Here is a 21,567-nt window from a genome sequence, read left to right on the forward strand (position 1 = left end):
GAACGCGACTTCCTATTTACACGATGGATAGCTGCCCTGCCGCCCAGTCAATGGACTGAAACAGCCGCTGCAGCTTGCTTGCCCGGTGCGGGTTCACCATCATCACATAAGATATCTTGCCCGCCAAGTAATCGCGATAGTTGGATCGATTCTCGTGGTTTTGCGACATGGGCCCGTGCCGCACGCAGTTGGTCAGCGTGGCCTTGAGAATGTCGTACTCGTCGCGCGCGATATTCGAATGGCGGTTCACCACCACGCCGGTGACCTGCTGGCGCACGCCTTCGCGCATCACGCGCGTCTTGCGGGTATTGACCCGGAAGCCTTCTTCGATGGCGATGGCCGCCACTTGCACATGGAAGCGCTCGGCGGCGCGTTCGAGGTCGGGCCCGCCGGAAAACACCAGATCGTCGGCATACCGGCTGTAGGTCGCGCCGAGCGCGCCCGCCAAGGCTTCGAGGCGGATGTCGAGGCGGTAGGCGCACAGGTTGGCCAGCGCCGGGGAGCTTGGGGAACCTTGCGGCAAGTGTGGCGTTTTCAGGGCCTGGCGTTCGGCCCACGGCAGCGAGCCGCCGGTGTGCCGGTCACTGAAGGCGCCCGCCGGTGTGCGGTTGACGCAGATGCGCGCCAGCGTTGCGGCGACGCCTGGCGGGTAACCGAGTTTTTCAAATAGCGCATGGATGCGGGACACCTGGATGCTCGGAAAAAAATCCTTGAGGTCCATGCGAATGACGACGCGCCGGCCCGCATGCAGCGCCGCGTGCGTGACGCTGGAGCGACCGCGCCGAAAGCCGTGCGCGGCCGCGTGCGGCGGCACCAGGTCGAGGATCTGGCGCAAGATCTCTTGCTGGATCAGGCGCAGGCGCGACTTGGGTATCTCGATCAGGCGCCAGCCGCAACTGCGCTTTGGCAGCCAGCGATAGTGGTAGTGCTGTAGCGGCGAAGATGCGTCGGACCCGGGACGCCATTGGTCGGCAAACCAGTCGACGGCGCCGACGGGTTCACCAAGCCACGCGGCCAGTTCGCCAATTGTCGGCAAGCCGGGCAAGCCGAGTGCTGCCAGCCATGCAGGTGCGGGCGGTCGCAGCGGGGGCGCGATGCAGTAGCGCCGCACTGCGGGCAGTGCGATCCAGGGAGCGGCCGGGACGTCGTCGGGCGTGGCGTGGCCGCCCCTGCCGACAAGTTCGAGGAGAATGGCGGCCAGCTCATGGCGGCTGAAGTAGTGGAAATTGTCGCTAGTGCGCGCCAGGAGCGCCGCGCACACCCCTGGGGCCCAAGGCAGCGCGGCATCGAAGACGTGCGCGACGCACGCAACCAGGCTAACCAGGCTGGCGTCTGTGGCCAGCATGGTGTCGGCAAGCGCCAGCGCAGCGTGTTGGTCAAGGTTCATGAGCGGCAAGGGGGCGCAGAGCCTTCAACGAGTCTCGTGATGCGTGAGCAAACGTACGCGCAAGCGCACTGCCGCTCATGCGGTGGAAGTGCTGAACACTGAATTTCCCACGGGGTAACCCCGTAGAGGCAGTCTTTACACGAGGCAAAGACCAACCGGCTTGAAGGATCCGCCCCGGGGAACACAGTAGGCGAATTTTAAGGAAAGGTCAATATGAGCAAAAACATAAATCCCCCTTCGCGTTTGATCGTGTCGCAAAAGCTCCACAGGAGCAGGCTTTGGCCGGCGGTCGGAAAAGCCCCGCGCTTTTTCCACAGGCAGCTTGCAGGCCGCAGCATAAAAAAACGCACGGGCAAGCCGTGCGTTGTTGGCGACAATGAACCGGACTTAGTCGACAGCCTTGACCATCGATTCAATCACTTTCTTCGCGTCGCCAAACACCATCATGGTATTGGCCTGGTAAAACAAATCATTATCCAGACCCGCGTAACCGGACGCCATCGAGCGCTTGTTGACGATGATGCTCTTGGCCTTGTACGCCTCCAGGATCGGCATGCCGGCAATGGCCGACTTCGGATCCTTGGCCGCCGGATTGACGACGTCGTTCGCGCCCAGCACCAGCACCACGTCGGTCTGGCCGAATTCGCCATTGATGTCTTCCATCTCGAACACCTGGTCGTACGGCACTTCGGCTTCGGCCAGCAACACGTTCATGTGGCCGGGCATGCGCCCTGCCACCGGGTGGATCGCATACTTGACGATCACGCCCTTGTGGGTCAGCTTCTCGACCAGTTCCTTGAGCGAGTGCTGGGCACGCGCCACGGCCAGGCCGTAGCCGGGAACGATGATGACGGTTTCCGCATTGCTCATGATGAAGGCCGCGTCTTCCGCTGAACCTGCCTTCACCGGACGCTGCTCGGCAGAACCGGCCGTCGCCGTCGCCGCCGCATCGCCGCCAAAGCCGCCCAGAATCACGTTGAAGAACGAACGGTTCATCGCCTTGCACATGATGTACGACAGGATGGCGCCGGACGAACCGACCAGGGAACCGGCGATGATCAGCATCGAATTATTCAGCGAAAAACCAATGCCGGCCGCCGCCCAGCCCGAATAGCTGTTGAGCATCGACACCACCACCGGCATGTCGGCGCCGCCGATCGGGATGATGATCAGCACGCCCAGGATAAAGGCCAGCACCGTCATGATGATGAACGGCGTCCATGCCGGTTCAACGGCATCGGAAAAACAGAACACCAGGCCCAGAGCAACCAGCGCCACGGCGATGACCAGGTTGACCAGGTGCTGGCCGGGGAAGCTGACCGGCGCGCCCTGGAACAGGCGGAATTTGTATTTGCCCGACAGCTTGCCGAACGCGATGACCGAACCTGAAAAGGTAACGGCGCCGACAAAGGTACCGATGAACAGTTCAAGACGGTTCCCGAAAGGCAGCTTCATGCCCGCTTCGGCGATGTGGAAAGCGGACGGCTCCGACACCGCGGCGACCGCGATGCACACTGCCGCCAGGCCGATCAGCGAGTGCATCGCCGCGACCAGTTCCGGCATCTTGGTCATCTCGACCGTCTTGGCGGCAAAGGTGCCGATGGCGCCACCGACCACAACGCCGATCAGCACCAGGCCGTAGCCGAGCGAATTGCTGCCGTCCGTTTGCAGGCCCTTGATCTTGAGGATCATCAGCAGCGTCGTCACGGCCGCAATGGCCATGCCGATCATGCCAAAGGCATTGCCCTTGCGCGCCGTGGCGGGCGAGGACAAGCCCTTGAGCGCCTGGATGAAGCACACCGACGCGATCAGGTAGAACATGGTGACCATGTTCATAGTGATGTAACTCATGCGTGCTCTCCCGTCTTTGGAGCGGCAGCCTTGGGCGCCTTCTTCTTGAACATTTCGAGCATGCGCTGCGTGACCAGGAAGCCGCCAAACACGTTGACGGCCGCCAGTGCCACGGCCAGCGTGCCGCTGACCTGGCCGACCAGGGTCGTGGTGAGGCCCGCGGCGAGCATGGCGCCGACGATGATGATCGCCGAAATCGCATTGGTGACCGCCATCAGCGGCGTATGCAGTGCCGGCGTCACGGTCCATACGACGTGGTAGCCGACGTAAATTGCCAGCACGAAGATGATCAGGTTGATGATGGTGTGGCTGACTTCAAATTCCATGTTGCCTCCCTCTTTTCAATTTTTTTGGGCGAAGAATTACTTCTTCGTTGAAGTGATTTTATTGTTCGCGTCGACGAAGACCAGCTTGGGGGTGTGCTCCCGCGCCGCCTCTTCGCTCATCGGCGCGTAGGTGCAGATGATCAGCAGGTCGCCCAGCTGGGCCTTGCGGGCCGCCGCGCCATTGAGCGAGATGCAGCCGCTGCCACGCAGGCCTTCGATTGCATAGGTCGCAAACCGTTCACCATTGTTGATGTTGTACAGTTCGATTTTTTCGTTCACCCAGATATCGGCCGCTTCCAGCAGATCCACATCGATCCCGCACGAGCCTTCATAGTGCAGGTCGGCCTGGGTGACGGTGACGCGGTGGAGTTTGGAGCGCAGCATTACTCGTTGCATGGACATCGTCTACATCTTTCCTAAAGTTGGTATTCGGTTCGCGCGATCTGCAGGCGCTACTTGCGCAGCACTTCGCCGCCGGCGCAGACCAGGGTCGGCTTGAGGATTTCGTCCTCGCGGTCGATCACCAGGTTCTCGTCCTTGTCGATGATCAGCTTGAGAAAATCGAGCACGTTGCGCGCATACAGCGCCGACGCGTCAGCCGCCACCAGCGTGGCCAGGTCAGGCTCGCCCACAATGTGCACGCCGTGCTTGATGACGGTCTTGTTCAATTCCGACAGCGGGCAGTTGCCGCCCTGCGACACAGCCAGGTCGACGATCACCGAGCCGGGCTTCATGGCCTTGACGGTTTCCTCGGAAATGAGAATCGGCGCGGCGCGGCCGGGAATGAGCGCGGTGGTGATGATGATGTCGGCCAGCTTGGCGCGTTCGTGCACCAGTTCGGCCTGGCGCCGCATCCAGTCCGGCGGCATCGACTTGGCGTAGCCGCCCGAACCCTTGGCGATTTCCTTTTCTTCGTCCGTCAGGTACGGCACGTCGATGAACTTGGCGCCGAGCGACTCGACCTGCTCCTTGACGGGCGGTCGCACGTCGGACGCTTCGATGACGGCGCCCAAGCGCTTGGCCGTGGCGATCGCCTGCAAGCCGGCCACGCCCACGCCCATGATCAGCACGCGCGCCGCTTTCACCGTGCCGGCGGCCGTCATCAGCATCGGCATGAAGCGCTGGTAAGTATTGGCGGCCACCATGACGGCCTTGTAGCCGGCGATGTTGGCCTGCGACGACAGTACATCCATCGACTGCGCGCGCGTGATACGCGGCACCGCTTCGAGGGAAAACGCCTGCAGGCCGGATGCGGCCATGGCGGCGATGTTTTCAAGGTCGAAAGGATTGAGCATGCCGATCAGGACTGCGCCCTGCTTCATCAGTGCGCGTTCGTCGGCGCTCGGCGCGCGTACCTTGAGCACGACGTCGCAGCCGAAAGCGTCGGCGGCGGTGCCGACGGTGGCGCCGGCGGCGGCGTACGCTGCATCGATCACGGAGGCATTAATGCCCGCGCCCGACTGCACTACCACTTGATGCTTGGCTGCGAGCTTCTTGACTGTTTCAGGCGTTGCTGCAACACGGGTTTCACCCGGCCGCGTTTCGGCCGGTATGCCTATTCTCATGACGCCTCCTAAATTATTAAACTGGCTGGAATCTTACACGGAAACCTCAAAATAGAACTATCGTTCTTTTTTTCTAGACTCAATCCTCGATTTTCAAACCGGTTATGCTACAAACCTAGCGTTATTCGCAGTTTCTTTGTATCAGATCAATGTGGCTTTCCGGCACATCGGCATGGCCCGCAACACCAAGGTAAAATGGCGGCACTTTTTCGAGGAGTCGCATGCCGCACATCTGGAAGCCGTCCGTAACCGTTGCCGCCATCATCGAACGCGATGGCCGCTACCTGCTGGTGGAAGAAGAAACCAGCGAAGGCATCCGGCTCAACCAGCCGGCCGGCCACCTCGATCCGCTCGAAACGCTCGAGCAGGCGGTGGTGCGCGAAGTGATGGAAGAAACGGCGCATGACTTCACCCCGACCGCGCTGGTGGGCATGTACATGTCGCGCTACAGTTCCAAGCGGCGCGGCACCGACGTGACGTACCTGCGCTTCACCTTTTGCGGCACGCCGGGCAGACAGTACGACCAGCCGCTCGATCACGGCATCTTGCGCACGCTGTGGATGACGCGCGAGGAACTGGCCGCCTGCCCCGAACGCCACCGCAGCCCGATCGTGCTGCAATGCGTGGACGATTACCTGGCCGGCAAGCGCGCGCCTTTGGAGCTGCTGCATACCCACTCGTCGGTGTTCGAGGGTGGGCTCACATTGAAAACGGATGTCACGTAATGACGAATTATGAGTAAGCAGCGAGTCGTGATCGGCATGTCGGGCGGAGTCGACTCCTCGGTCGCGGCGTGGATGCTCAAGGAACAGGGATACGAAGTGATCGGCCTGTTCATGAAGAACTGGGAAGACGACGACGACTCCGAATTCTGCTCGTCGCGCCAGGACTGGATCGATGCGGCCAGCGTGGCCGACGTGGTGGGCGTGGATATTGAAGCGGTCAACTTCGCGTCCGAATACAAAGACCGGGTGTTCGCCGAATTTTTGCGCGAGTACCAGGCCGGGCGCACGCCGAACCCGGATGTGCTGTGCAATGCCGAGATCAAGTTCAAGTCTTTTCTGGACCATGCGATGCACCTTGGCGCCGACCTGATCGCCACCGGCCACTACGCGCGCGTGCGCAAGAATGAGGCGGCCGGCAAATTCGAGCTGCTCAAGGCCTTCGACCATACCAAGGACCAGAGCTATTTTTTGCACCGGCTGAACCAGGCGCAGTTGTCCAAGACGCTGTTCCCGCTGGGCGAAATTCCCAAGACCGACGTGCGCCGGATTGCCGAAAAACTGGCGCTGCCCAATGCCGCCAAAAAGGATTCGACCGGGATCTGCTTCATCGGCGAGCGGCCGTTCCGCGACTTTTTGAACCGCTACCTGTCGTACAAGCCGGGGCCGATGAAGACCGACGACGGCACCGTGGTGGGCGAGCACGTGGGCCTGTCGTTCTACACGCTGGGCCAGCGCAAGGGCATCGGCGTGGGCGGCATGAAGAAGTACAGGAACGACGACGGCAGCAGCGACGCCTGGTACGTGGCGCGCAAGGATATTGAGAACAATACGCTGTACATCGTGCAGGGGCATGACCATCCGTGGCTGCTGTCAAGCACCCTGGTGGCGGCGCAGGCGAGCTGGGTGGCGGGCGCGCCGCCCGAGGCGCGCGAGCTGGCCGCCAAGACGCGCTACCGGCAGGCTGACGTGGCCTGCCGCGTGGACCCGAGCTCCATGAGCGCCTTTGCGCTCGACTTCACCGATCCGCAATGGGCAGTCACGCCCGGGCAGTCGGCCGTGCTGTATGACGGCGACGTATGCCTGGGCGGCGGCATCATCGACAGCTCCAAAGCATAAGAGAAATGTAGGGCGCAATGCGCTGTCGCTGTTGCGCCCTACGTTTCGGTTGACGCGACCATCAATTCGCCCTACTATAGCGACTGTCGATATACCGACTAACGATGCAAAAGGAGCCAGGGTTGGACATCAACTATTCAAAATTCCTGCCGCTGTCCGAGGCCACGTTTTACGTGATGCTCGCGCTCGACGAGCCGCTGCACGGCTACGCCGTCATGCAGAAAGTCGAGACCATCAGCGAGGGCAACGTCGTCATCGGACCGGGCACTTTGTACGGCGCCTTCACGACGCTGGAAAAACAGGGCCTGATCGAAAAAATCAGCGAGGAAGAGCGCCGCAAGACTTACGCGCTGACCGCCAAGGGAAGGCTGGTACTGGCTGAACACGTGCGGCGCCTTGCCATCATGGTGCGCAATGGTCAGGCGGCACTTAACTATCTTTCGAAGGGAAACGCAACGTGAGCGAAATCACCGTCACCAAATACAAATGGTTTTGGGCCGACCAGGACCTCGAACAAGAACAATGGCTGCGCGAGATGGCCCGCAACGGCCTGCACCTGACAGGGGTTGCCATGATCCGCTGGACGTTCGTGAAAGGCGAGCCGTCCGACGTCGTCTACCGGGTCGACTACAGCAGCAAAGGGCGCCATTCGGACTACAACCGCCTAATCGAAGACGCGGGCTGGGAATGTGCGGCGACGGCGGCCGGTTGGCATTACTGGCGCAAGCGGGTCGTTGCGGGGCAGGCGCCGGAGATTTTCACCGATAACGAATCGAAAATCGCAAGATTTCGCCTGCTGCTGGCCGTATTCGTGATGCTGAGCATGCCCTCGGTGATGATGCTGGGGACCGGAAATTCGACGCTCCAACCGCGCGACCTTGTCTGGCTCGTCGGCTTCGTCGCATTTTTCCTGTATTCGGCCGTGCGCCTGCTGCTGCGGATCCGCCGGCTGCACAACGCAGGCTGCTAAGTCTGCGCGCTCTGCTGCTGCTTGATCATGGCGATCACGGTGGCGCAAATGGTGCGCAGCACCTTGTCGGCGTTGAACGGCTTGACGATAAAGCCGGACACGCCGCGCGCCAGGGCCTTTTGCAGCGTGGGCGCGTCGAGCGCGCCGGACATCATGAAGACCAGCGTTTTGGGATGATTGGCGCGGATCTGTTCGACGACATCGGCGCCGTCATCGACCTGCTCGAGGGCGATACAAAACACATGCGGTCGGTACTTCTGCACCATCAGGTAGCCCAGCGCCGCCGTGTGCGTGATGCCCGCCACGCTGTAGCCGCCTTCGGTCAGCACGGTGTTCAGCAGGCCGCGTGAAAGCGCACTGGGGTCGACGATCACTGCCTTTAGCATGGCGCTATCCTTCACGCTAAAACGTCTCGTAAGCGAGCATATTCCAGGTGACGCCGAGCTTGACGTCGCACTTGAGTTGCACCAACTGGCGCGACAGGTACAGCACGTCGCGCTCGGCGCGCAGGCGCTCGCCGACCGGCGTCTTGAGGATGCCGGCACCGGCCATCACCGCATCGAGATTGCCATAGGCGTTGAGCAGCTTGGCGGCGGTCTTCATGCCGACCTTGGAGACGCCCGGCACGCCGTCGGTCACGTCGCCCATCAGCGCCAGCAGGTCGACCAGCAGCTCGGGCGCCACGCCGAATTTGGCGCGCACCCAGGCGTCGTCATGCCACTCGCCCTTGAAATGATCCCACACCAGGGCGCCGTTGGCGACCAGTCCGTGCAAATCCTTGTCGGTGCTCGCGACGATCGCCGCGCCGCGCCCTTCGGCCAGCCAGCGCAGCACGGCCGTGCCGATGACGTCGTCGGCCTCGACTTCCGGGATACTGAGTACGTGCAGTCCTTCGGCGGCGAGTTTGCCGTAGAAGGCGGGCAGCGCGTCGCGCAGGTGCGACGGCATGGGCGCGCGCTGTTCGCGGTAGCGCGGATACAGCGCATGGCGCCAGGTCGGGCCGCCATAGTCGAACGCGGGCAGCACGTGGGTCGGCGCATGGGTGGCCAGCAGCTTGCGAAACGACGAGAACGCGTTGCGCAGCGCCGTCTCGGCCTTGTCGGGCGAGTCGTCCTCGGGACTGGCCTCGTAGACGCGCCGGACAATATTGAGGCCATCGATTGCAAGCAGTTTGCCCATGCCGCGCTTACTTGATCAGCGCATACGGGCCGCCGCGTTCAAGGCCGCGCTGGTACGCCGGGCGCGCGTGGATACGCTTGAGAAAATCAAACAGCTTGGGATATCTGTCGCCCAGGCCGCCGCGCGCGGACGCCGCTTCAAGCACGAAGCTGACCTGGATGTCGGCGCCGGAAAATTGTTCGCCGGCGAACCAGGTGCGCGTGGCCAGCTCTGACTCAAGATACTGCAAGTGCTGCACGATCTGCGGCATGATGTAGCTTTTCTTGACCTTTTGCGCGATGCCCCTGGCGATCGGCTTGGCGAAGAACGGCATGGGACTGGTCTCGACCTTGTCGAACACCAGCTTCATCAGCAGCGGCGTCATGGCCGAGCCTTCGGCATAATGCATGAAGTAGGTGTAGCGCAGCTTGTCTGCGGTGCCGGCGGCGGGAATGAACTGGCCCTTGCCGTAGCGCTCAATCAAGTACTCGATAATCGCGCCCGACTCGGCTACCATGGTGTCGCCGTCGGTGATGACGGGCGATTTGCCCAGCGGATGAATGGCGCGCAGCTCGGGCGGCGCCAGCATGGTCTTGGGGTCGCGCTGGTATTTCTTGATCTCGTAGTCCAGGCCCAGTTCTTCAAGCAGCCACAAGATGCGCTGGGAACGGGAATTATTCAAATGGTGGACAATGATCATTGGGTTCTTTCGCCGGTAAGGAATCGGCGTTAGCTTAGCATTGTTGAAGGCGATTCGCCACGGAGTGAACTTGAGACTATACGCCCCCCGCTACCTGCCGCTGATCGTGTCGGCCGTGGTCTTTCCGCTGTCGGCCTATCAGGCCTACAACCACGAGGGCCCCGGCTGGTGGCTGGTGGCCATCAGCGGCGCGCTGACCGCGGTGGGCATCGGCGACCTGCTGCAAACCCGGCATGCGCTGCGGCGCAACTACCCGCTGCTGGCGCACTTCCGCTTTTTCTTTGAATCGATCCGCCCCGAGATCCGCCAGTACTTCCTCGAAGACGACATGCAGGCCGCGCCCTTTTCGCGCAACCAGCGCAGCATCGTCTACCAGCGCGCCAAGCAGGAGACCGACAAGCGCCCCTTCGGCACCCAGCTCAATGTCTACGAAACCGGCTACGAGTGGATCAACCACTCGATTGCGCCAGTCAAAATCACCGACACCAATTTCCGCATCGAGATCGGCAACCACCCCGATTGCCCGCGCGCCCAACCCTACCGCGCCAGCGTCTTCAATATATCGGCCATGAGTTTCGGCTCGCTGTCGGCCAACGCCATCTTGGCGCTGAACGGCGGGGCCAAGCTGGGCGGCTTCATGCACGACACCGGCGAAGGCAGCATCAGCCGCTATCACCGCGAAAACGGCGGCGACCTGGTATGGGAAATCGGCTCGGGTTACTTCGGCTGCCGCACGGCCGAAGGCACGTTCTCGGAAGAGAAATTCGTCGCCAACGCGGCCCTGGCTCAAGTCAAGATGATCGAACTGAAAATGTCGCAGGGCGCCAAGCCCGGCCAGGGCGGGATCCTGCCGGCGGCCAAGGTGACGATCGAGATCGCCTCGGCACGCGGGGTGCCGGTGGGCCGGGACTGCCTGTCGCCGTCGTCCCATTCGGCGTTTTCGACCCCGATCGAGATGATGCACTTCATCGAACGCCTACGCACGCTCTCGGGCGGCAAGCCGACCGGCTTCAAGCTGGCGATCGGCCATCCTTGGGAATTTTTCGGGATCGTCAAGGCGATGCTGCTAACCGGGATCACGCCCGACTTTATCGTCGTCGACGGCGGCGAAGGCGGCACGGGCGCGGCGCCCGTGGAGTTTTCGGACCACGTGGGCGCGCCGCTGCAGGAGGCACTGCTGTTGGTGCATAACACGCTGGTGGGCGCCAACCTGCGCGAAAAAATCAAGATCGGCGCATCCGGGAAAATCATCACCGCGTTCGACGTGGCGCGCACCATCGCGCTGGGCGCGGACTGGTGCAACAGCGCGCGCGGCTTCATGTTTGCGCTGGGCTGCATCCAGTCGCAGACCTGTCACACCGACCGCTGCCCGACCGGCGTGGCCACCCAGGACGAGCTGCGCCAAAAGGCCCTCGACGTGCCCGACAAAACCACGCGCGTGGCGCATTTTCATAAAAATACCGTCAAGGCGCTGGGTGACTTGATTGCGGCGGCGGGGCTGTCGCATCCGTCCGAACTTAAACCCCATCACATCGTGCGGCGCGTCTCGCCCAACCAGGTGAAGCTGGCGTCGGCGCTGCTGCCGTACCTGGAGCCGGGCGAATTGCTCGATCCTGGCCAGCTCGATCGGCTGCCCCCGGTGTATGGCCTGTACTGGCCGGTGGCGCAGGCCGAGTCGTTTCATCAGCTTTGAAATTGCGCGCCGCGCACCCTGCTCGGGTAACCTTAACCTGCACCGACAACACCGTGGAGAAACCAATGTCGCGTACCACCTTTCCGCTTTTTTCCGCACTCTCCGTGCTGCTTGCAGCCTTGCACACCCCGGCTTGCGGCCAAACCGCCGCGATGGCCCCGGATATCGGCGCTGCCAAGTTCGAAGCGGTGATGCCGGGCGCGGACTACGAAAAACGCGTGGTGATGATTCCGATGCGCGACGGCGTCAAGCTGTACACGGTGATCGTGCTGCCCAAAGGCGCGCAGCGCGCGCCCATCATGCTCACCCGCACACCCTACAACGCCGCCACCCGCGCGCAGCGCAGCGTCAGCCCGCGCATGGCGTCCATCCTGCCCGAGGGCGACGACGGCTTTGTCGCCAATGGTTACATCCGCGTGTTTCAGGACGTGCGCGGCAAGCATGGCTCGCAAGGCGACTACGTCATGACGCGTCCTTTGCGCGGCAAGCTCAATGACAGCAAGGTCGATCACGCCACCGACGCCTGGGACACCATCGAGTACCTGGTCAAGCATACGCCGGAAAGCAATGGCAGGGTCGGCATGGTGGGCTCTTCCTACGAAGGCTTTACGGTGCTGATGGCGCTGGCCGACCCGCACCCGGCGCTCAAGGCCGCCGTCCCGATGAGCGCGATGGTGGACGGCTGGCGCGGCGACGACTGGTTCCACAACGGCGCCTTCCGCCTGCCCAACCTGAGCTACTTCGCGGGCCAGACCGGTGCGCGCGGTCCCGGCCCGGCGCTGGCAACCGGCGTGTACGACGACTACGATTTCGCGCTGCGTGCCGGTTCGACCGCCGACTACGCCAAGTTGTTCGGGGTCGACCAGCTCACCTACACCAAAAAGATTTTCGAGCATCCGGCTTACGACAGCTACTGGCAAGAGCAGGCGCTCGACCGCATCCTGGGCGCGCGAGCGCTCAAGGTGCCGACCATGCACGTGGTGGGGCGCTGGGACCAGGAAGACATTTACGGCCCCTACGCCGCGTACGCCGCGACCGAAAAGCGCGACACCCAAAACAATATGAACCACCTGGTGGTGGGCCCGTGGCGCCACAGCGGCGTCAATTACAACGGCTCCAGCCTGGGTCCGCTGCGCTTTAACGGCGACACGGCAGCGCAATTTCGCAGCGAAGTGATGCTGCCATTTTTCAACCAGCACTTGCGCGACGATGCGCCCCAGGCTGCCACGCCGCCGGTCTGGTCGTACCGCACGGGGGCGGACAAATGGCAGCGCCTGGACAAGTGGCCGCTGGCGCAGTCGCTGCAGCCGATCTACCTGAAGGAAGGCTTCAAGCTTGGTTTCGACAAGCCGCTCGCCGGGGCCGCCTTCGAGGAATACGTATCCGACCCGGCCAAGCCGGTGCCGTTCGTGCCGCGCCCGGTGCGCGCGCATGAAGGCAATGTCTGGAAACCGTGGCTGGTGAGCGACCAGCGCGGCTACTCGGACCGCCCCGATGTGCTGACCTATGTCACCGAGCCCTTGACGGCGCCGCTGCAAATTTCCGGCCAGCCGATGGTCAACCTGTATGCGTCCACCAGTGGCAGCGATGCCGACTGGGTCGTCAAACTGATCGACGTGTATCCGGACGAGATGGCGTCGCAGCCTGAAATGGGCGGCTACCAGCTTGGCATCGCCATGGATATTTTCCGCGGGCGCTACCGGCATGACTTGAGCCGACCAAGCGCGATTCCAGCGGACAGCGTGGAGCGCTACCGGTTCGCACTGCCGAATGCCGATCACGTGTTTTTGCCGGGCCACCGCGTCATGGTGCAGATTCAATCGAGCTGGTTCCCGCTGTACGACCGCAACCCGCAGACCTACGTGCCGAATATTTTCTTTGCCAAGGCGGGGGACTACCGCAAGGCGACCCAGAAAATCTATCATGCGCCGGACATGGAAAGCGCGATTGAGCTGCCGGTCGTGAAGTCAATTGAGGTGAAGTGATCTGAGCTGAATCAAGGCGCCAGCGTTGGATACCGAACAGAGCGTCGCCACGGTCGGCCGTATCGTCGCTGCATGGGCACAATCCACATCGGCATTTCCGGCTGGCGCTACGAACCGTGGCGTGGTGTTTTTTATCCTGACGATCTGAGGCAGGATGACGAACTTGCGTTCGCCTCGCGCGCGCTCTCGTCGATTGAACTGAACGGCTCGTTTTACGCACTGCAAAAGCCGGAAAGCTACGCGCAGTGGTACCAGGCGACGCCGAAGGGGTTTGTCTTCAGCGTCAAGGGCAATCGTTTCATTACCCATGTCAGGCGGCTCAACGACATTGACGGTCCGCTCGCCAACGTGCTGGCGTCCGGCGCTTTTAACTTGCGCGAAAAGCTCGGGCCTTTCCTGTGGCAGTTCCCACCCAACTTCAAGTTCGAGCCGGATCGGATGGAGCGTTTTTTGAGCCTGCTGCCGCACGACACCGATGAAGGCCTGGCGCGCGCCCGCCAGTACGAGGCGCGCATGGAGGGCAAGGTGGCGCTGGACGTGGACAAAAAGCGCAAGCTGCGCCACGCCGTGGAGATCCGGCACGACAGCTTTATCGACGAGGCCTTCATTGCGCTACTGCGCAAGTACAAGGTGGCGCTGGTGGTGGCCGACACGGCGCGCAGCTGGCCGTATTACGAAGACGTGTGCGCCGACTTCATGTACCTGCGTCTGCATGGCGACAAGGAGCTGTATGCCAGCGGGTACTCCGACGAAGCGCTGGACAGGTGGGCGGAGCGGAGCGGCGCGTGGAGCGCCGGTGCGCAGCCGGACGATGCGCGCCTAATATCGGGCAAGGCCGGGCCGAAGAAAGCGAGCCGCGATGTGTTCTGCTATTTTGACAATGACGTCAAGGTCAGGGCGCTGTTCGATGCACAGCGGCTGATTGAAAAGCTGCGCTTACTGAGCGGCACTACGACTGCACGTGAATCCTGATCACCCGCTGCTTGGGCAGCTCCACCGGCGTACTGGGCTCACTGCACGCATTGCACGTGTCGCACCCGCTGCCCGAGCCGCTGCCGCTGCCGCTGCCGCAGCCTGCCTTTTTCCCGGGCCGATACCTGGCCCACGCCGACCATCCGGCCGCAAGCACAATCAATGCAACAATCAGATTTTCAATCATTTCAGACTCCGATCAGGGCCAGCGAAATGCGGTACGTCAGGAACGACGCCACATACGCCAGCGCGAACATATACCCGGCCATCAGCAGCGGATAGCGCCAGCCGTTGGTCTCGCGCTTGACCACCGACAGCGTGGACAGGCACTGCGGTGCAAACACATACCAGGCCAGCAGCGACAGCGCGGTCGGCAAACTCCACGAAGCGGCAATGATCGGCGTGAGCGACGTGGCCAGCTCGTCGCCCGTTTGCGACAGCGCATACACCGTCCCCAGCGCACCGACCGCCACTTCGCGCGCCGCCATGCCCGGCACCAGCGCAATGCAGATCTGCCAGCCAAAGCCGATGGGCGCAAACACCACTTCCAGCGCGCGGCCCAGCAGGCCGGCGATGCTGTAATAGATCGGCGGATGGGTGGCGCCTTCCGGCGCGCCCGGAAAACTCGACAGGAACCACAGCAGCACCATCAGCGTCAGGATGATGGTGCCCACGCGCGACAGGAAAATTTTGGCCCGCTCCCACAGGCCGATAGCCAGGTTGCCCAGGTGCGGCCAGTGATAGCTTGGCAGCTCGAGCATCAGCGGCTGGTTGCGGCTGGCCGACATTGAACGCTTCATCACCCACGCTACCGCCATGGCCGAGGCGATCCCGGCAAAATAGAGCACGAACAGCACCAGCCCCTGCAGATTCATCAAGCCCCACACCTCGCGGTTGGGAATGAAGGCGGCGATGATCAGCGCATACACCGGCAGGCGCGCCGAACAGGTCATCAGGGGCGCGATCATGATCGTCACCAGGCGGTCGCGCGGATTCTGGATGGTGCGCGCGGCCATGATGCCGGGGATGGCGCAGGCAAAGCTGGACAGCAGCGGAATAAAGGCGCGCCCGGACAGGCCCACCCCGCCCATCAGGCGGTCGAGCAGGAAGGCCGCGCGCGGCAGGTAGCCGCAGTCTTCCAGCGCCAGGATAAAGAAGAACAGGATCAGGATCTGGGGCAGGAACACCAGCACGCTGCCCACGCCGCCGAAGATGCCTTCGACCAGCAGCGAACGCAGCAAGCCGGCGCCCATGTGCGAGGTGACCCAGGCGCCCGCCGCTTCGACGGCGCCGGTGATCAGTTCCATGGGCACTGCGGCCCAGCTGAACACGGCCTGGAACACCAGGAACATGATCGCCGCCAGCAGCAGCGGCCCGACCAACGGGTGGAGCACGACTTCGTCGATTTTTTCGGTCAGGTTGCCGGTGTCGTTGGCGTAGCTGATGCACAGCGCCAGGATGCGGCGCACTTCGCGCTGGGTGTCTTCGACCGATACCGCGTCGATCACCGACAGCGGCAGCGACTTGAAGGTTTGATGGCGCGGCATGCGGTCGAGCGCTTCGAGCAGGGCCACTTCGCCGCCGCTTTCCACCGCCACCGTCTCGATGACGGGCATGCCAAGTTCGCGCGCCATCTGCGCGCTGTCGATCTCGATGCCGCGCTTGCGGGCCACGTCAACCATGTTCAGCGCCAGCACCATCGGCAGGCCAAGGCGCTTGATTTCGAGGACCAGGCGCAGGTTCAGGCGCAGGTTGACGGCGCTGACCACGCACACGATTGTGTCGGGCGCCTCTTCGTCTTCGCGCAGGCCGGCCACCACGTCGCGCGTGATCGCTTCGTCGGGCGTGGTGGCCGCCAGGCTGTAGGCGCCCGGCAGGTCCAGTACTTTATAGGGATGCCCGGCGGGCGAGGTGAAGCTGCCTTCCTTGCGCTCGATGGTCACGCCGGCGTAATTGGCGACCTTCTGGCGCGCGCCCGTGAGACGGTTGAACAGGGCCGTCTTGCCGCAATTGGGGTTGCCCAGCAAGGCGATCAGCGGCGTGCGCGCGGCACCCTGGCCCGGCGTTGCGACGCTCGTGGGCTTGAGGCTCGTGGGCTTGAGGCTCGTGGGCTTGAGGCTCGTGGGCTTGAGGCTCGTGGGCTTGGTGCTCATCGGCTTATTCCGGCCGGATCGAGATCAAGGCCGCCTCGAAACGACGCAACGCGAAGGTCGACTCGCCCACCCGCACGGCCAGCGGATCGCCGCCCGGCATGCCGCGCCTGAGCATGCGGATGCTCTCGCCCGGGACAAAGCCGAGTTCCATCAGGCGGCGCGAAACGTCCACGCCGGCATCGGCCTGGTCGCCGGGCGCGAGGTGGATCACGATGCCGCTCTGGCCTACCGGTAAGGCGTCAAGCGTTGTGAGGGTCGGAGCTAAGGTCATGATCGGCTTCAGTCACTAATGGAAGAAATGGGACGAGATGGGAAGAGATGTTTCGTGTTGGATATTAGCATCATAAACGCAAATGCGAACTATTTGTATTCAGGTTTTGCTTAAATCGCTTGCAATCGTCGTCGAGTTCCGACAAAATATGAATCTAAGTGATAATGATTCTCATTATAGAACGAGCGGTCGGCAAAATGCTGACTTCACACAAATTTACCTGGAAGGTGTATCAATGATTGTTTGTGTCTGCAATAACATCTCCGACAGGGAAATCCGCCAGGCAGTCGATCTTGGCCTCTCGTCCATGGCAGAACTGCGCCGCGATCTGGGCGTGGCTACCTGCTGCGGCAAGTGCGCCAGCTGCGCGAAGGAAGTGCTCAATGCCCACCTGGAGCGCAAAATCCAGGTCACCGAACTGTCGTTCCGCTCGGTCCAGGCGGCCTGAGCATCATGAACACGCTCGCTTACTCCTGCGCGCCGGACCTGGGCCAAGCCCGTAGCGCCATGGACAAGCTGCGCGCCCAATGCGGCCCGGTGACCATGGTAGTGGCGGTGCATGCGGTGCTGTTCTATTTCGCTTACAGCGGGATGATGAGCCGCATGGTCGACGCTGCGCTGCCGCAGGCGGTGCTGGTCAGCTTTGTCGCCCAGGTGCCTGAAGCGCCGCCGCCGGCCGCACCGACGCTGGTGCCGCTGGTGCCGTTGGTGCCGCTGGTGCCGTTGGTGCCGTTGGTGCCGGTGGTGCAGCCGCTCCCGCCCGTGGTACTGCCCACGGTGCCGGCGCCGGTGCTGCAGATCGCAACGCAGCCACATAGCGTCACGGTCGAGCAAACGTCGGTGCCGGCCGAGCCAGGCCAGGTCGCCGCCGTCGCAGCGCCGTCCGCGCCGCCGGCTGCTGCCTCCGGCACGCCCAAAACCATCACCAGCGGCGTTGAGTACATCCAGGCGCCGCAGCCGATCTACCCGCAAATGTCCAAGCGCATGGGCGAGCAGGGCCGCGTCATGCTGCGCATCCTGGTCAATGAAAAAGGCATGCCCGACCAGGTTGTGGTGCAGACGTCGTCCGGTTCGGCGCGGCTTGACGAAGCGGGCCGCCAGGCCGCGCTGCGCGCGCAGTTCAAGCCGCACATGGAAGACGGCCACGCAGTTGCCGTGTATGTCATCGTTCCGCTTAACTTCCAGCTGTCCAGCTGAATTAGCCCACGCCAGCCGCAACATTGAGCATGGCGCCGCAAGCGATGTAAAATGACACGCTACCACCACTCTAGAAAGAACACCCATGAAGGGCGATAAGAACGTCATCCGGCTGCTCAATGCGCAGCTGACCAATGAACTCTCCGCGATCAACCAGTACTTTTTGCACGCGCGCATGTATCGTCACTGGGGTCTGGAAAAGCTGGCCAAGAAGGAATATGAAGAGTCGATCGGCGAAATGAAGCACGCCGACAAGCTTATCGACCGCATCCTCACGCTCGACGGCCTGCCCAACCTGCAGGCGCTGCACAAGTTGCTGATTGGCGAGTCGACCCAGGAAATGCTGGAATGCGACCTGAAGCTGGAACAGGCGGCGCAGGTGACGGTAAAGGAAGGCATTGCCGCTGCTGAAATCGCCGCCGATTATGTGTCGCGCGATTTGCTTTTGTTCATTCTGGAAGATACTGAAGAGCATATCGACTGGCTGGAAACCCAGCTTGACCTGATCGTCAAGGTCGGAATCCAGAACTATCTGCAGAGCCAGATGGGAACTGCCGGGTAAGAAAGAAGCACTGGCTGCGAGCATTGGCTGGGAGCATTGACTGGAAGATGGTTCGCGGTTACGGAACGCCCTTTTGCTCGGGCTAGGGCGGCCGTACCCCGGTGTACTGCGCCGACACCATCTTCCACTCGCCGCCGCGCCGGTGCGCCACGAGCGTGGCGCGCAGCGTCATCTTGCGCTGCTCGCCGCCAGCCATCATGGTGTAGGTCAGCTTGACCGTTTGAATGCCCACATCGCCATAGACCCGCGTCAGTTCATTGTCGACCGTCAGGGGCGGCGCCTGCGTCTTTTTTTCAGGTGCATAGAAGCCCAGCATTTTCTCGCGGTCATCAAGCTCCCCGGCCGGCGACACCTCCACATAATTTTCGGCAGTCAGTGCGCGGATCGCGGGCAGGTCAAAACTGCGCTGCGCTTCCAGGAACTTGCCGGCAAGCGCGGCAACCGCCGCCCCCGCATCGTCGCGCGCCGCTGCGCCCCCGGCCATGGACAGCAACGAGAGCAAAGACAGCGAAACAAGCACAGCACGGAACGGCAACATGAGAGACCTCCGGAAAATGGCAAAAGTTCAATGTAAGCCACGTCGCGCCGGCAAGTCAACTTTGTGCATACATCCGGCGCCAGCGCCGTGCTGCCTAAGCGCGCCAGAGGCTTTCCCATTTGTCGTAGAACGCCAGGTCGCGCGGCACGGCGCCGGGCACGGCGCAGATGGCGCCGGCAAACTCGTTGGCGCGCGCCAGCGTGCGCTCGAGCGGCCAGCCGCGCGAGCGCCCCAGCAAGAAAATAGCCGCAAAGGCATCGCCCGCCCCGACGCTGTCAATCACAAAAGGCGGCGCCGGATTGTCGCGGTTGGCGACGATATGGCCATCGGCGCCAAAGTACACGGAGCCGCGGTGCCCAAGCGTGACGATCAACCCTTGCAGCGCAAACATCTGCACCAGGGCTGCGCAAGCGGCACGGACCTCACCGGCCGGCATCGGCGTCGCGCTCGTCGCGCTCGTCGCGCTCGTCGCGGGCCGCACATCGACATACCAGCCGAACAGATGTTGCAATTCTTCTTCGTTGACCTTGGCAATATCGGCCGCGTGCAGCGAGTGGAAGACGCAGCGTTCGTCGAATTGCCCTGCACGCAGATTGAGGTCGAGAAAGCGGGTGGCGTCGGTGGCATCGAGCAAGGCGTGCAAGGTGTCGCGCGAGCGCGGCCCGCGCTGCGCCAACGTGCCGAAGTACAGTGCTGCCGGCTCGACCATGTCGATCGCGGACAATGCCTGTTCCGGATTGATGAAGTCGTACGCTTGCCCCGGCAAAATCGTGAAGCGGTGCCCGCGCGTGCCGCGCTCGACAATGACGCGTCCAGTCTCTTCCATTTTATCGATCTGCAAGCCCGCGTCCGACATGGCAAAGCGCTCGAATTGGGCATGCACCACCGCGCCGTTCCTGTCGTTGCCGATGCGCGTGATCATCAGCTGCGGCGACAGGAACGCGGCCAGGTGGCGCGCCACGTTGAAAGGCGCGCCGCCGACCACTTGTTCGGTCACGAAATCGTCAACCAGCGCTTCCCCGAATACCACGGTTGTCATCAGCATGCTCCCCGGCGTCGCTACCACTTTGCCCTTTGACCTTCACGCGCAGGACGGCCAGCGCCGCGCACAGCATGAGGACTCCGGCGAGCATTATAACGTTCCCCGGTTGACCGCCAAGCAGACTGCGATAGTACAGCGGCAGCGTGAAAATCTGGATGATCATCGGGATCACGATGAACATATTGAAGATGCCCATGTAGACGCCCGTACGCTCGGCAGGAATGCTCCCGGCCAGCATCACGTACGGGTTGCCCATGATACTGGCCCACGCCAGCCCGATGCCGATCATCGGCACAAACAGCAGCGCACTGCTATGGATGTGCGGAATCCAGAGCATGCCCAGACCGGCCAGCGCCAAACACACGCTATGCATGTACTTGGGGCCGTAGCGACGGGTGAACGGCACCAGTGCAAAAGCGGCAATGAAGGCGACAAAGTTATAGAAGGCGCCGATCTGCCCGTTGAGCAGTCCCGCGTCGCGAAAGCCGTCGGTGGCCGGATCGGTGGTGCCGTAGATGGTGCTCGCCACCGACAACGAGATGTATTGCCAGTAGCAGAACATGGCGTACCACTGGAACAGTTTGACCAGCGCCAGCTGGCGCATCGTCGGCGGCATTTCGCGCACGGCGCTGGCGATGTCGCCAAGGGTGTGGCGCCATCCCGGCGGCTTGGCCTTGATGGTGGCAATTTCCCGTGCCGACAAGGGATGCTCGGCCGTCGTTTTGAGCGTCCACAGCACGGTGGTAATCGAGAACACCGCGCCGATGATAAAGGCCGCGATCACAATGTGCGGTATGTTGCTGGCGTTGACCGCGTGCTGGCTCATCCCGCACAGCACCAGCAGCGAGGGCGTCAGGTAAGCGAGCGTCTGCCCAAGACCGGTAAAGGCGCTTTGCGTGAGAAAGCCCAACGAATGCTGGTCCGGAGCCAGCTTGTCGCTGACAAAAGCGCGGTACGGCTCCATCGTCACATTATTGGCCGCGTCGAGTATCCACAGCAGGCTGGCGGCCATCCACAAGGTGGAGCTGAACGGCATGAACAGCAGCCCGATACTGCACAAAATGGCGCCGATCAAAAAGTACGGCGTGCGCCGCCCCCAGCGCGTGAGCGTGCGGTCGCTCATGGCGCCGATGATCGGCTGCACGATCAGCCCCGTCACCGGCCCGGCCAGCCACAGGTACGGCAAGCTTGCCTCATCCGCGCCAAGGTATTTGTAGATCGGACTCATGCTGCTTTGCTGCAGGCCAAAGCTGAACTGGATCCCGAAAAATCCGATGTTCATGTTGACTATCTGCCAGAACGTGAGGTGCGGCTTGTGAAGCGCCATGATGTGCTTTCGAAGGTTCAGCGAAGGTT

At 62.5% G+C, this 21,567-nt stretch carries 24 protein-coding genes; 10 read left to right on the plus strand and 14 right to left on the minus strand.

Features of this window, described 5'->3' with window-relative positions; translation table 11 throughout:
* Positions 1–16: 16 nt before the first annotated feature.
* From ACP7D4_RS09140 to ACP7D4_RS09160, 5 genes are all read right to left on the minus strand, one after another.
* The gene (locus ACP7D4_RS09140) at positions 17–1,387 is read right to left on the minus strand and encodes a reverse transcriptase family protein (RefSeq protein WP_426208749.1); all 1,371 of its coding nucleotides are present in this window, start codon (positions 1,385–1,387) and stop codon (positions 17–19) included.
* Between the two features lie 387 nt (positions 1,388–1,774).
* Complete coding sequence (locus ACP7D4_RS09145) at positions 1,775–3,238, minus strand: NAD(P)(+) transhydrogenase (Re/Si-specific) subunit beta (RefSeq protein ID WP_426103810.1); 1,464 nt, start codon at positions 3,236–3,238, stop codon at positions 1,775–1,777.
* Positions 3,235–3,564, minus strand: coding sequence for a proton-translocating transhydrogenase family protein (locus ACP7D4_RS09150; RefSeq protein ID WP_426103811.1), 330 nt, complete (start codon positions 3,562–3,564; stop codon positions 3,235–3,237). The genes ACP7D4_RS09145 and ACP7D4_RS09150 overlap by 4 nt, the downstream gene beginning before the upstream one ends.
* A gap of 36 nt (positions 3,565–3,600) precedes the next feature.
* On the minus strand, positions 3,601–3,960 hold the full coding sequence (gene panD / locus ACP7D4_RS09155) for an aspartate 1-decarboxylase (protein WP_426208829.1): 360 nt from the start codon (positions 3,958–3,960) through the stop codon (positions 3,601–3,603).
* A gap of 56 nt (positions 3,961–4,016) precedes the next feature.
* Positions 4,017–5,129 carry a Re/Si-specific NAD(P)(+) transhydrogenase subunit alpha gene (locus ACP7D4_RS09160; RefSeq protein ID WP_426103813.1) on the minus strand — a complete coding sequence of 371 codons (1,113 nt, stop codon included), beginning with the start codon at positions 5,127–5,129 and terminating at the stop codon, positions 4,017–4,019.
* Positions 5,130–5,350: 221 nt separating this feature from the next.
* Between ACP7D4_RS09160 and ACP7D4_RS09165 the strand changes: the two genes are divergently transcribed.
* From ACP7D4_RS09165 to ACP7D4_RS09180, 4 genes are all read left to right on the plus strand, one after another.
* Positions 5,351–5,854 carry an NUDIX hydrolase gene (locus ACP7D4_RS09165; protein WP_426103814.1) on the plus strand — a complete coding sequence of 168 codons (504 nt, stop codon included), beginning with the start codon at positions 5,351–5,353 and terminating at the stop codon, positions 5,852–5,854.
* A gap of 9 nt (positions 5,855–5,863) precedes the next feature.
* The gene (mnmA, locus tag ACP7D4_RS09170) at positions 5,864–6,970 is read left to right on the plus strand and encodes a tRNA 2-thiouridine(34) synthase MnmA (RefSeq protein WP_426103815.1); all 1,107 of its coding nucleotides are present in this window, start codon (positions 5,864–5,866) and stop codon (positions 6,968–6,970) included.
* Positions 6,971–7,092: 122 nt separating this feature from the next.
* Positions 7,093–7,431: a PadR family transcriptional regulator gene (locus ACP7D4_RS09175; RefSeq protein ID WP_426103816.1), complete on the plus strand. Its 339-nt coding sequence runs from the start codon at positions 7,093–7,095 to the stop codon at positions 7,429–7,431.
* On the plus strand, positions 7,428–7,940 hold the full coding sequence (locus tag ACP7D4_RS09180; protein ID WP_426103817.1) for a DUF2812 domain-containing protein: 513 nt from the start codon (positions 7,428–7,430) through the stop codon (positions 7,938–7,940). Before ACP7D4_RS09175 ends, ACP7D4_RS09180 begins: the two co-directional genes overlap by 4 nt.
* Here ACP7D4_RS09180 and ACP7D4_RS09185 read toward each other — a convergent pair.
* Genes ACP7D4_RS09185 through ACP7D4_RS09195 form a run of 3 tightly spaced genes read right to left on the minus strand, consistent with a single transcriptional unit; the run spans position 7,937 to position 9,798 of the window.
* Positions 7,937–8,326 carry a response regulator gene (locus ACP7D4_RS09185; protein ID WP_426208751.1) on the minus strand — a complete coding sequence of 130 codons (390 nt, stop codon included), beginning with the start codon at positions 8,324–8,326 and terminating at the stop codon, positions 7,937–7,939. The genes ACP7D4_RS09180 and ACP7D4_RS09185 overlap by 4 nt on opposite strands.
* 16 nt (positions 8,327–8,342) lie before the next feature.
* The gene (locus ACP7D4_RS09190) at positions 8,343–9,119 is read right to left on the minus strand and encodes a 5'-3' exonuclease (protein ID WP_426103819.1); all 777 of its coding nucleotides are present in this window, start codon (positions 9,117–9,119) and stop codon (positions 8,343–8,345) included.
* A 7-nt stretch (positions 9,120–9,126) separates the two neighbouring features.
* The gene (locus ACP7D4_RS09195) at positions 9,127–9,798 is read right to left on the minus strand and encodes a glutathione S-transferase family protein (RefSeq protein ID WP_426103820.1); all 672 of its coding nucleotides are present in this window, start codon (positions 9,796–9,798) and stop codon (positions 9,127–9,129) included.
* A 70-nt stretch (positions 9,799–9,868) separates the two neighbouring features.
* Here ACP7D4_RS09195 and ACP7D4_RS09200 point away from each other — a divergent pair, with 70 nt between their 5' ends.
* From ACP7D4_RS09200 to ACP7D4_RS09210, 3 genes are all read left to right on the plus strand, one after another.
* Positions 9,869–11,491, plus strand: a complete 1,623-nt coding sequence (locus ACP7D4_RS09200; RefSeq protein ID WP_426103821.1) for an FMN-binding glutamate synthase family protein — start codon at positions 9,869–9,871, stop codon at positions 11,489–11,491.
* Between the two features lie 65 nt (positions 11,492–11,556).
* A complete protein-coding gene (locus ACP7D4_RS09205) occupies positions 11,557–13,476 on the plus strand; it encodes a CocE/NonD family hydrolase (protein WP_426208753.1) in 1,920 nt (639 codons plus the stop codon).
* A 72-nt stretch (positions 13,477–13,548) separates the two neighbouring features.
* On the plus strand, positions 13,549–14,448 hold the full coding sequence (locus ACP7D4_RS09210; RefSeq protein WP_426208755.1) for a DUF72 domain-containing protein: 900 nt from the start codon (positions 13,549–13,551) through the stop codon (positions 14,446–14,448).
* Here ACP7D4_RS09210 and ACP7D4_RS09215 read toward each other — a convergent pair.
* From ACP7D4_RS09215 to ACP7D4_RS09225, 3 genes are read right to left on the minus strand one after another with little or no spacing between them, the layout of a single operon-like run.
* The gene (locus ACP7D4_RS09215; protein WP_426208756.1) at positions 14,426–14,635 is read right to left on the minus strand and encodes a hypothetical protein; all 210 of its coding nucleotides are present in this window, start codon (positions 14,633–14,635) and stop codon (positions 14,426–14,428) included. The two genes, ACP7D4_RS09210 and ACP7D4_RS09215, sit on opposite strands and share 23 nt — an antisense overlap.
* A gap of 1 nt (position 14,636) precedes the next feature.
* Positions 14,637–16,601, minus strand: coding sequence for a ferrous iron transporter B (gene feoB, locus ACP7D4_RS09220; RefSeq protein ID WP_426208758.1), 1,965 nt, complete (start codon positions 16,599–16,601; stop codon positions 14,637–14,639).
* A 4-nt stretch (positions 16,602–16,605) separates the two neighbouring features.
* A complete protein-coding gene (locus tag ACP7D4_RS09225; RefSeq protein ID WP_426103825.1) occupies positions 16,606–16,872 on the minus strand; it encodes a FeoA family protein in 267 nt (88 codons plus the stop codon).
* A 235-nt stretch (positions 16,873–17,107) separates the two neighbouring features.
* On the opposite strand from ACP7D4_RS09225, the gene ACP7D4_RS09230 reads away from it, so the two are divergent.
* The 3 genes from ACP7D4_RS09230 to bfr all read left to right on the plus strand — a co-directional run bounded on the left by ACP7D4_RS09230 (position 17,108) and on the right by bfr (position 18,631).
* Positions 17,108–17,320: a (2Fe-2S)-binding protein gene (locus tag ACP7D4_RS09230; protein ID WP_426103826.1), complete on the plus strand. Its 213-nt coding sequence runs from the start codon at positions 17,108–17,110 to the stop codon at positions 17,318–17,320.
* A 5-nt stretch (positions 17,321–17,325) separates the two neighbouring features.
* A complete protein-coding gene (locus ACP7D4_RS09235) occupies positions 17,326–18,069 on the plus strand; it encodes an energy transducer TonB (RefSeq protein ID WP_426208760.1) in 744 nt (247 codons plus the stop codon).
* 85 nt (positions 18,070–18,154) lie between these two features.
* Positions 18,155–18,631, plus strand: coding sequence for a bacterioferritin (bfr, locus tag ACP7D4_RS09240; protein ID WP_426103828.1), 477 nt, complete (start codon positions 18,155–18,157; stop codon positions 18,629–18,631).
* A gap of 82 nt (positions 18,632–18,713) precedes the next feature.
* Here the strand turns inward: bfr and ACP7D4_RS09245 are convergent, their stop codons facing one another.
* The 3 genes from ACP7D4_RS09245 to ACP7D4_RS09255 form a co-directional block, all read right to left on the minus strand.
* Entirely contained in the window at positions 18,714–19,169 is a 456-nt protein-coding gene (locus ACP7D4_RS09245) for a nuclear transport factor 2 family protein (RefSeq protein WP_426208762.1), read from the minus strand.
* 94 nt (positions 19,170–19,263) lie between these two features.
* The gene (locus ACP7D4_RS09250) at positions 19,264–20,208 is read right to left on the minus strand and encodes a PfkB family carbohydrate kinase (protein ID WP_426208764.1); all 945 of its coding nucleotides are present in this window, start codon (positions 20,206–20,208) and stop codon (positions 19,264–19,266) included.
* Positions 20,174–21,538: an MFS transporter gene (locus tag ACP7D4_RS09255; protein WP_426208766.1), complete on the minus strand. Its 1,365-nt coding sequence runs from the start codon at positions 21,536–21,538 to the stop codon at positions 20,174–20,176. Before ACP7D4_RS09255 ends, ACP7D4_RS09250 begins: the two co-directional genes overlap by 35 nt.
* Positions 21,539–21,567: the final 29 nt, after the last annotated feature.

It is taken from the genome of Massilia sp. TWP1-3-3 (assembly GCF_049897805.1).
GTDB lineage: Bacteria > Pseudomonadota > Gammaproteobacteria > Burkholderiales > Burkholderiaceae_D > Telluria_A.